Here is a 7508-nt window from a genome sequence, read left to right as displayed (position 1 = left end):
GTCGCCGCCGGCCTTGGCCAGCTTCTGCGCGCGCTGCAGGCCCTTTTCCACCGTGCCCAGGTCCGCCAGGCACAGCTCGGTCTGGATCACCTCGATGTCCGAGATCGGATCGACCTTGCCGTTGACGTGGATCACGTTCGGATCCTCGAAGCAGCGCACCACGTTGACGATCGCGTCGGTCTCGCGGATGTGCGAGAGGAACTGGTTGCCCAGGCCTTCGCCCTTGGAGGCGCCCGCCACCAGGCCCGCGATGTCCACGAACTCGACGATCGCCGGCACGATGCGCTCGGGCTTGACGATCTCGGCCAGCTTCTGCAGGCGCGGGTCCGGCAGCTCGACGATGCCGACGTTGGGCTCGATCGTGCAGAAGGGATAGTTCTCGGCGGCGATGCCGGCCTTGGTCAGCGCGTTGAAGAGGGTGGACTTGCCGACGTTGGGCAGGCCCACGATGCCGCATTTGAGGCTCATGGTTGGCTTTCGGGGGAAATGCTGTTCGGGCCTGCGGCGACGCGCGCGGGCGAAACCGCCATTTTAGTCAAGCCGCCAGTCCGCAGCCGACGCCCGCTCAGCCATTGCCGGCGATCGGGGCCGTCCCGCTGCCTACAATCCCGGCCCATGGAAAAGTTCGACGTCCTGGTTCGCGGCAGTGGCTGCGTCGGCCGCAGCCTGGCGCTGGCGCTGGGCGCCCGCGGCCTGCGCGTGGCGCTGCTGGCGGCCGCGACCGCCCCGCGGTCCTCCGCCGATGTGCGCGCCTATGCGCTGAATGCGGCGTCGGTCGCGCTGCTCAGCCGCCTGCGCGTCTGGGAAGGCCTGGCCGAGGACGCCCGCACCCCCGTCCACGACATGCGCATCCACGGCGACCGCGCGGGCGCCGAGCTGCACTTCAGCGCCTGGCAGCAGGGCGCCGGCGAGCTCGCCCACATCGTCGACGCGGCCGCGCTGGAGGACCAGCTCGATGCCGCGCTGCGCTTCGCCCCGCATGTGCAGCGCGTCACCGAGGCGGTGCCCGCCGCGCTGCAGGCGCTGTGCGAAGGCCGCGACACCGGTGCCGCCGAGGAATTCGGCGTCCATTACGAGCGCCACGACTACGGCCACCTGGGCGTCGCCGCCCGGCTGGTCGCCAGCAAGCCGCACCAGGGCCAGGCCTGGCAGTGGTTCCGCTCGCCGGACGTGCTGGCGCTGCTGCCCTTCGACCGGCCCGAACCGGGCCACGGCTATGGCCTGGTCTGGTCGCTGCCGCAGGAGGAGGCCCGCCGCCTGCTCGCCGCGGGCCCGGCCGAATTCGAATCCGCCCTGCTGGAAGCCACCGGCGGCGCCGCGGGCACGCTGCGCCTGGCCGGTGACCGCCAGGCCTGGCCGCTGCAGCTGTGCCGGGCCGACCGGCTGTGCGGACCGGGCTGGGTGCTGCTTGGCGATGCCGCCCACCTCGTCCATCCGCTGGCCGGCCAGGGCCTGAACCTGGGCCTGGCCGATGTCGAGGCGCTGGTCGACGTGATCGCCCGGCGTGAATCCTGGCGCAGCCTCGGCGACGAGAAGCTGCTGCGCCGCTACGCCCGGGCCCGCGTCGCGCCGACCTGGGCGATGGGCGAGCTCACCGACGGCCTGCTGCGCGGCTTCGCCAGCCAGGCGCCGGTGATCGCCCGGCTCCGCAACGAGGGCCTGCGCCTGGTCGACCGCGCCGGCCCGCTCAAGAAGTGGCTCACCGCCCGCGCGCTCGGCCATTGACACGCCCGCGCCGCCTCCCGACCGTCTTCGAAAGTCCCCCATGAAGTTCACGACCTTCCCGATCTCCCGCCAGTCGCTGGCACTGGCCGCCGCGCTCGCGGTGCTCGGCCTGACCGGCTGCTCGGCCCAGGCCAACGAGGACACCATCCGCAAGAACCTCGCCGCGGCGATGCCCAAGGAGATCAAGATCGACGAGGTCCGCCCCAGCCCGATCGCCGGGCTGTGGGAGGTGCGCATCGGCAACGAGATCCGCTACAGCGACGCGAGCGGCCAGTACCTGATCGAGGGCGACATCCTCGACCTCAAGAACCGCCGCAACGTGACGCAGGAGCGCCTGGAGAAGCTCTCGTCGGTCGACTTCGCCACGCTGCCGCTCAAGGACGCGATCGTCTGGAAGAAGGGCGACGGCAAGCGCCGCATCGCCGTCTTCGCCGATCCGAACTGCGGCTACTGCAAGCGCTTCGAGAAGTCGCTGCAGGAGGTGGACAACATCACCGTCTACACCTTCGTGATCCCGATCCTGGGCGGCGACTCGCCCGAGAAGTCGCGGGCCGCCTGGTGCGCCAAGGACAACACGCTGGCCTGGCGCAACTGGATGATCGACGGCTACGCGCTGCCCAAGGCCGAGGCCGCGTGCGACGTCGCCGCGATCGACCGCAACCTGGCGCTGAGCCAGAAGATCCGCGTGACCGGCACGCCGGCGATCCTCTTCGAGGACGGCACCCGCGCGCCGGGCGCGCTCAGCCCGCAGCAGCTCGAGAAGCGCCTGCAGGCCGTCCAGGCCCCGGACAAGGCCGACAAGACCCCGAAGAAATCCTGATCCGATGAACGACCGCACCGCCCACACCGCCCCGGCCCACGCCGCCTCGGCCGCCGTCAACCCGATCGCCTTGCGGCTCGGCTACGCCGGGCTCATCCCCTTCGTCCTGGGCGCGGCGCTGGTCTGGCTGGTGCGCGCGGACGCCCATCCCTACGTCACCGACGGCCTGTCGCGTTACGCGGCCATCGTGATCAGCTTCCTCGGCGCCATCCACTGGGGCCTGGGCTTCCGCCAGACCATCCCGTCGCCGGCGCCCTTCATCTGGGGCGTGGTGCCGGCGCTGCTGGCCTGGATCGCCTCGACGATGCCGCCCTACGCCGGGCTGGTGATCGAGGGCTTCCTGCTGATCGGCTGTTATGTCGCCGACCGCAAGCTCTATCCCTCGCTGGGCGCGTCGGCCTGGCTGACGCTGCGTTTCCGCCTGAGCGCGATCGCCGCGCTGAGTTGCTTCATCGCCGCGCAGGGCACCTGAAAACCCTGATCGGCGCCTGAACGAGAACCGCCCAGCCGCATGCCGCGGCGGGCCCAGGCTTGGTAGGCTGTTCCCATGACCGCAAGCCCCACGATCCACTACCGCATCGCCGTCGCCGACCCGCATGCGCACCGTTTCGAGGTCACCCTCACCGTGCCGGCGCCCGAGCCGCGCCAGGCGCTCAGCCTGCCGGTCTGGATTCCGGGCAGCTACCTGGTGCGGGAGTTCTCCCGCCACCTCGGCGCCGTCAGCGCGCGCCAGGGCAACCGCGAGGTCCTCGTCACGCAGACCGCGAAGAACCGCTGGGAATTCGACTGCGCCGGCCGTGGCGCGCTGGTCGTCAGCTACCCGGTGTACGCCTTCGACACCTCGGTGCGCGCCGCCTTCCTGGACGCGCATCGCGGCTTCTTCAACGCGACCAGCCTGTGCCTGCGCGCGCACGGCAAGGACCAACTGCCGCACCGCGTCGAGCTGAGCGGCCTGCCGGCGGGCTGGGAGGTCGCGACGGCGATGGCCCCCATCGAGGGCGCGCCGCTGCAGTTCGAGGCCGCCGACTACGACGAACTGGCCGACCACCCCTTCGAGCTGGGGCCGTTCTGGCGCGGCGAGTTCATCGCCGGCGGCGTGCCGCATGAGTTCGTCGTCGCCGGCGCGCTGCCCGTTTTCGACGGCGAGCGGCTGCTGCGCGATGCGCAGAAGCTCTGCGAGGCCCAGATCGCCTTCTGGCACTGCGGCAAGGGCAAGCCGCCGATGTCGCGCTACGTCTTCCTGCTCAACTGCACCGACGACGGCTACGGCGGCCTGGAGCACCGCGCCAGCACCGCGCTGATCGCCTCGCGACGCGACCTGCCGCGGCTGGGGCAGGCCGAGGTGTCCGACGGCTACGTCAAGCTGCTGGGCCTGATCAGCCACGAGTACTTCCATACCTGGAACGTCAAGCGGCTGCGCCCCGACGTGTTCGAGCGCTACGACTACGAGCAGGAGAACTACACCGAGCTGCTGTGGTTCTTCGAGGGCTTCACCTCCTACTACGACGACCTCTTCCTGGTGCGCACCGGCCTGATCGACGAGGCCCGCTACCTGAAGCTGATCGCGCAGACCTTCACCCAGGTGCTGGGCGCGCCGGGACGCAAGCACCACAGCGTGGCGCGCTCCAGCTTCGAGGCCTGGACCAAGTACTACCGCCAGGACGAGAACACGCCCAACGCGGTGGTCAGCTACTACGCCAAGGGCGCGATGGTGGCGCTGGCGCTGGACCTGTCGCTGCGCGGCGCGGAGAAGAGCGACAAGCCGGCGTCGCTGGACGACCTGATGCGCGGCCTGTGGAAGGACACCGGCGGCGGTCCGGTCGACGAGGCGCGCATCCTGGGCAAGCTCGCCGACCTGGGCGGCGAGGCGATCGCGCAGACGCTGTCGACCTGGGTGCATGGCACCGACGACCTGCCGCTGCCGCAGCTGCTCGAGCGCATGGGCGTGCGCTGGTGCCTGGACAAGCCGACGCTGGCGCAGCGGCTGGGGCTGCGGGTGACGGAGAGCGACGGCGTCGTGACGGTCAAGCAGGTGCTGCTGGACAGCGCCGCGCTGGCCGCCGGGCTGAGCGCCGGGGATGAGATCGTCGCCTGCAACGACTGGCGCGTGCGCAAGCTCGATGACCTGCCGCTGACGCTCAACCACGTCGATCCGCAGCGCCTGGAACTGCTGGTGGCGCGCGACCAGCGCATGCTGTCGCTCGCCCTGACGCTGCCCACGCAGGACAGCGCCGCGCGGCCGGTCTGCCTGGGCCTGCTGGAGAAGGCGCCGGCACGGGCGCAAAGCCTGCGGCGCGCATGGCTGGGCGGCTGAACGCCGCTTCCGGCGACGTCGGCAGAGGGCCGCGCCTGCGCCGCGGCACCGCCGCGCTGGGCGGGCTGACGGCGGCCGTGCTGGCTGCCCACCTCTGGCTGCTGAGCGGCGCCCGCGAGCTCCACGAGCGCTGGATGCCGAACACGCCGGAGCCGGACCGGATCGAAGCGGTCTTCGTCCAGGAGCTGAAACCGGCCGCGCCGCCGCCGCCGGCCACGCCCGAGAAGGCCGGCCCGCCGGGCACGCCGCGACGGATCGTCCCCTCCATCCCCTCGCTGGGCGAGGGCCCGGCGCCGCTGCCGCCCGATCCCGTCGCCAGCGAGCCGCCGCCGGAGCTGCAGGCCCTGGCGATGCCGCCGCCGGCCCTGGCGGTGTCCGATGCCGTCGGCGAATGGACGCCCGGCATCGAGTGGCCGCTGTCGACCGAGCTCGACTACCGGCTGACCGGCGACTACCGCGGCGCGGTCCACGGCGACGCGCGCGTGCAGTGGCTGCGGGACGGCTCGCATTACCAGGTCCACCTCGAGGCCTGGATCGGCCCGAGGATCGCGCCGCTGATGTCGCGCCGGCTGAGCAGCGACGGCGAGATCACGCCGCTGGGCCTGCTGCCGCGGCGCTTCGACGAGGTCACCGGCGGACTGGCCGGCGGCAACCGGCAACTGACGCTGCGCTTCGAGGACGGCGGCGTGCGCATGGCCGACGGCCGCCGTGAACCGATGCCCGACGGCACGCAGGACGCGGCCAGCCAGTTCGTGCAGTTCACCTGGCTGTTCCTCACCGGCCGGCAGGCGGCGCAGGGCGACCTGTTGATCCAGCAGTCGCTGGCGCTGCCGCGCAATCTCCACCTGTGGCGTTACCGGGTGACCGGCCTGGAGGAGGTCGCGACGCCGCTGGGGCCGATCCCGGCCTGGCATGTGGACTCGGACATGGACGACACCCGCGGGGACATGCAGGCCGAGTTCTGGCTGGCGCCGTCGCTGCAGTACCTGCCAGTGCGGGTGCGACTCTGGCAGAACCGCGCGAAGGACCCGCGCACGCACATCGACCTGGTGCTGAAGGCGCCGCCGAAGCAGGCCTTGGCTCCCGCGACGGCCGCGCCCGCCGCCAGCGCCGCGGTGGAGGCGGCGTCCACGGCGGGTCGGTGAAGGCGCGCTCCCGGACCAGCGCCCTATAGTTGCCGCCATTCCAAGTTGAAGGAGACCTCCATGATTCAAGCCCTGACCGGCGTCGCGTTCGAGAACATTCTGGTCGAGGTGGCCGGCACCGGCGACCGCAAGACCGGCGTGATCCGGCTGCATCGCCCCAAGCAGCTGAACGCGCTGAGCGATCCGCTGATGGACGAGCTGGGCCGCGCGCTGCTGGCCTTCGACGCGGACGACGGCATCGGCTGCATCGTGCTGACCGGCAGCGAGCGTGCGTTTGCCGCCGGCGCTGACATCCCGACGATGGCGCCGCACACCTTCATGTCGGCGTTCAAGAGCGGGCTGATCTCGAAGAACTGGGAGACCATCCTGCAGGTGCGCAAGCCGGTGATCGGCGCGGTGGCGGGCTTCGCGCTGGGCGGCGGCTGCGAGCTGGCGATGATGTGCGACTTCATCATCGCGGCGGATACGGCGCGCTTCGGGCAGCCGGAGATCAAGCTGGGGATCATCCCGGGCGCCGGCGGCACGCAGCGCCTGCCGCGCGCCGTCAGCAAGAGCAAGGCCATGGACATGCTGCTGACCGCGCGGATGATGGACGCGGCCGAGGCGGAGCGCGCCGGGCTGGTGTCGCGCGTCGTGCCTGCCGAGCAGCTGATGGCCGAGGCGCTGACGGCGGCGGAGACGATCAACGGCTTCAGCGGGCCGTCGACGATGCTGATCAAGGAGCTGGTGAACCTGGCCTACCAGGGGGGGCTGAAGGAAGGCGTCGCGATCGAGCGCCGCCACTTCCATGCGCTGTTCGGCAGCGACGACCAGCGCGAGGGCATGGAAGCCTTCCTGGCCAAGCGAGCGCCGGTCTTCAAGCACAGCTGAAGCGGCCGTGGAGGGTCCGCCTCATTGCGGACCCCGATTGAAACAATCCTTGATCCCGATCGGTGTACGGTTCGCACACCAGCGCAGGATTGTTGACGATCCTTGAATGGATCTTTCCAGAATACCTAGTGTTTCCCCTGAGGTCTGGCGCCTAGAGTTCAGCCCATGGACGACGCGGAGTGCGGAGTCCGGTGCCACGAACCGAGAGGAACCGCCATGAACACGCTGACCAAGACCGCCCTGATCGCCGCCGCTTTCCTGAGCGCCAGCGCCACCTTCGCCGCCGAACCGGTGGAAAAGACCCGCGCCGAAGTGATCGCCGAGCTGCAAGCCGCCCGTGATTCCGGCGAAGTCGCCGCGCTGAGCGCCGAGCAGGCTGGCGTCGGTGCCCTGAACAACGGCATCAACGCCCCGACGGCCACCCAACTGGCCGCCAAGGCCTCCGCCCAGAAGACCGCCGCGAAGAAGGGCGCGTCGAACGAAGGCAACGCCGCCAAGTAAGGCGTGCCGCTTCCCCCTCGACACTGCCGGGCGCACCGGCCGGCCAGGGGGAGGCCAAAAGGAAAAGGGACACCTCACGGTGTCCCTTTCTGCTTTGGGGCCTTCTTTTCTTATTCCCTCTCCCGCTTGCGGG

8 protein-coding genes are annotated in these 7508 nt (G+C 70.9%); 7 read left to right on the top strand and 1 reads right to left on the bottom strand.

The genetic code is table 11. From position 1 onward, the window contains the following. A partial coding sequence (locus FUT87_RS15575; protein ID WP_147241598.1) for a GTPase occupies nucleotides 1-468 on the bottom strand: 468 nt, incomplete at its 3' end. 147 nt (nucleotides 469-615) lie between these two features. On the opposite strand from FUT87_RS15575, the gene FUT87_RS15570 reads away from it, so the two are divergent. The 7 genes from FUT87_RS15570 to FUT87_RS15540 all read left to right on the top strand — a co-directional run bounded on the left by FUT87_RS15570 (nucleotide 616) and on the right by FUT87_RS15540 (nucleotide 7375). Further along, nucleotides 616-1725, top strand: a complete 1110-nt coding sequence (locus tag FUT87_RS15570) for an FAD-dependent monooxygenase (RefSeq protein WP_147241597.1) — start codon at nucleotides 616-618, stop codon at nucleotides 1723-1725. A gap of 40 nt (nucleotides 1726-1765) precedes the next feature. Beyond that, a complete protein-coding gene (locus FUT87_RS15565) occupies nucleotides 1766-2545 on the top strand; it encodes a DsbC family protein (protein ID WP_147241596.1) in 780 nt (259 codons plus the stop codon). A 4-nt stretch (nucleotides 2546-2549) separates the two neighbouring features. Further along, nucleotides 2550-3017 carry a DUF3429 domain-containing protein gene (locus tag FUT87_RS15560; protein ID WP_147241595.1) on the top strand — a complete coding sequence of 156 codons (468 nt, stop codon included), beginning with the start codon at nucleotides 2550-2552 and terminating at the stop codon, nucleotides 3015-3017. A gap of 75 nt (nucleotides 3018-3092) precedes the next feature. After that, entirely contained in the window at nucleotides 3093-4859 is a 1767-nt protein-coding gene (locus FUT87_RS15555) for a M61 family metallopeptidase (protein ID WP_147241594.1), read from the top strand. Then, a complete protein-coding gene (locus tag FUT87_RS15550) occupies nucleotides 4844-6004 on the top strand; it encodes a DUF3108 domain-containing protein (protein WP_147241593.1) in 1161 nt (386 codons plus the stop codon). The genes FUT87_RS15555 and FUT87_RS15550 overlap by 16 nt, the downstream gene beginning before the upstream one ends. Before the next feature lie 60 nt (nucleotides 6005-6064). Further along, nucleotides 6065-6874 carry an enoyl-CoA hydratase gene (locus FUT87_RS15545; protein ID WP_091726808.1) on the top strand — a complete coding sequence of 270 codons (810 nt, stop codon included), beginning with the start codon at nucleotides 6065-6067 and terminating at the stop codon, nucleotides 6872-6874. A gap of 165 nt (nucleotides 6875-7039) precedes the next feature. Next, complete coding sequence (locus FUT87_RS15540; protein ID WP_091726805.1) at nucleotides 7040-7375, top strand: DUF4148 domain-containing protein; 336 nt, start codon at nucleotides 7040-7042, stop codon at nucleotides 7373-7375. Nucleotides 7376-7508 lie beyond the last annotated feature (133 nt).

Source organism: Mitsuaria sp. TWR114 (assembly GCF_007997345.1).
Note: the sequence above shows the minus strand (reverse complement) of the source record. Positions and strands in the feature narration are given on the sequence as shown.

Excerpts from the sequence above, each read along its gene's own strand:
- FUT87_RS15570 (WP_147241597.1), top strand. The coding sequence starts at position 616 with ATGGAAAAGTTCGACGTCCTGGTTCGCGGCAGTGGCTGCGTCGGCCGC.
- FUT87_RS15565 (WP_147241596.1), top strand. The coding sequence starts at position 1,766 with ATGAAGTTCACGACCTTCCCGATCTCCCGCCAGTCGCTGGCACTGGCC.
- FUT87_RS15560 (WP_147241595.1), top strand. The coding sequence starts at position 2,550 with ATGAACGACCGCACCGCCCACACCGCCCCGGCCCACGCCGCCTCGGCC.
- FUT87_RS15555 (WP_147241594.1), top strand. The coding sequence starts at position 3,093 with ATGACCGCAAGCCCCACGATCCACTACCGCATCGCCGTCGCCGACCCG.
- FUT87_RS15550 (WP_147241593.1), top strand. The coding sequence starts at position 4,844 with ATGGCTGGGCGGCTGAACGCCGCTTCCGGCGACGTCGGCAGAGGGCCG.
- FUT87_RS15545 (WP_091726808.1), top strand. The coding sequence starts at position 6,065 with ATGATTCAAGCCCTGACCGGCGTCGCGTTCGAGAACATTCTGGTCGAG.
- FUT87_RS15540 (WP_091726805.1), top strand. The coding sequence starts at position 7,040 with ATGGACGACGCGGAGTGCGGAGTCCGGTGCCACGAACCGAGAGGAACC.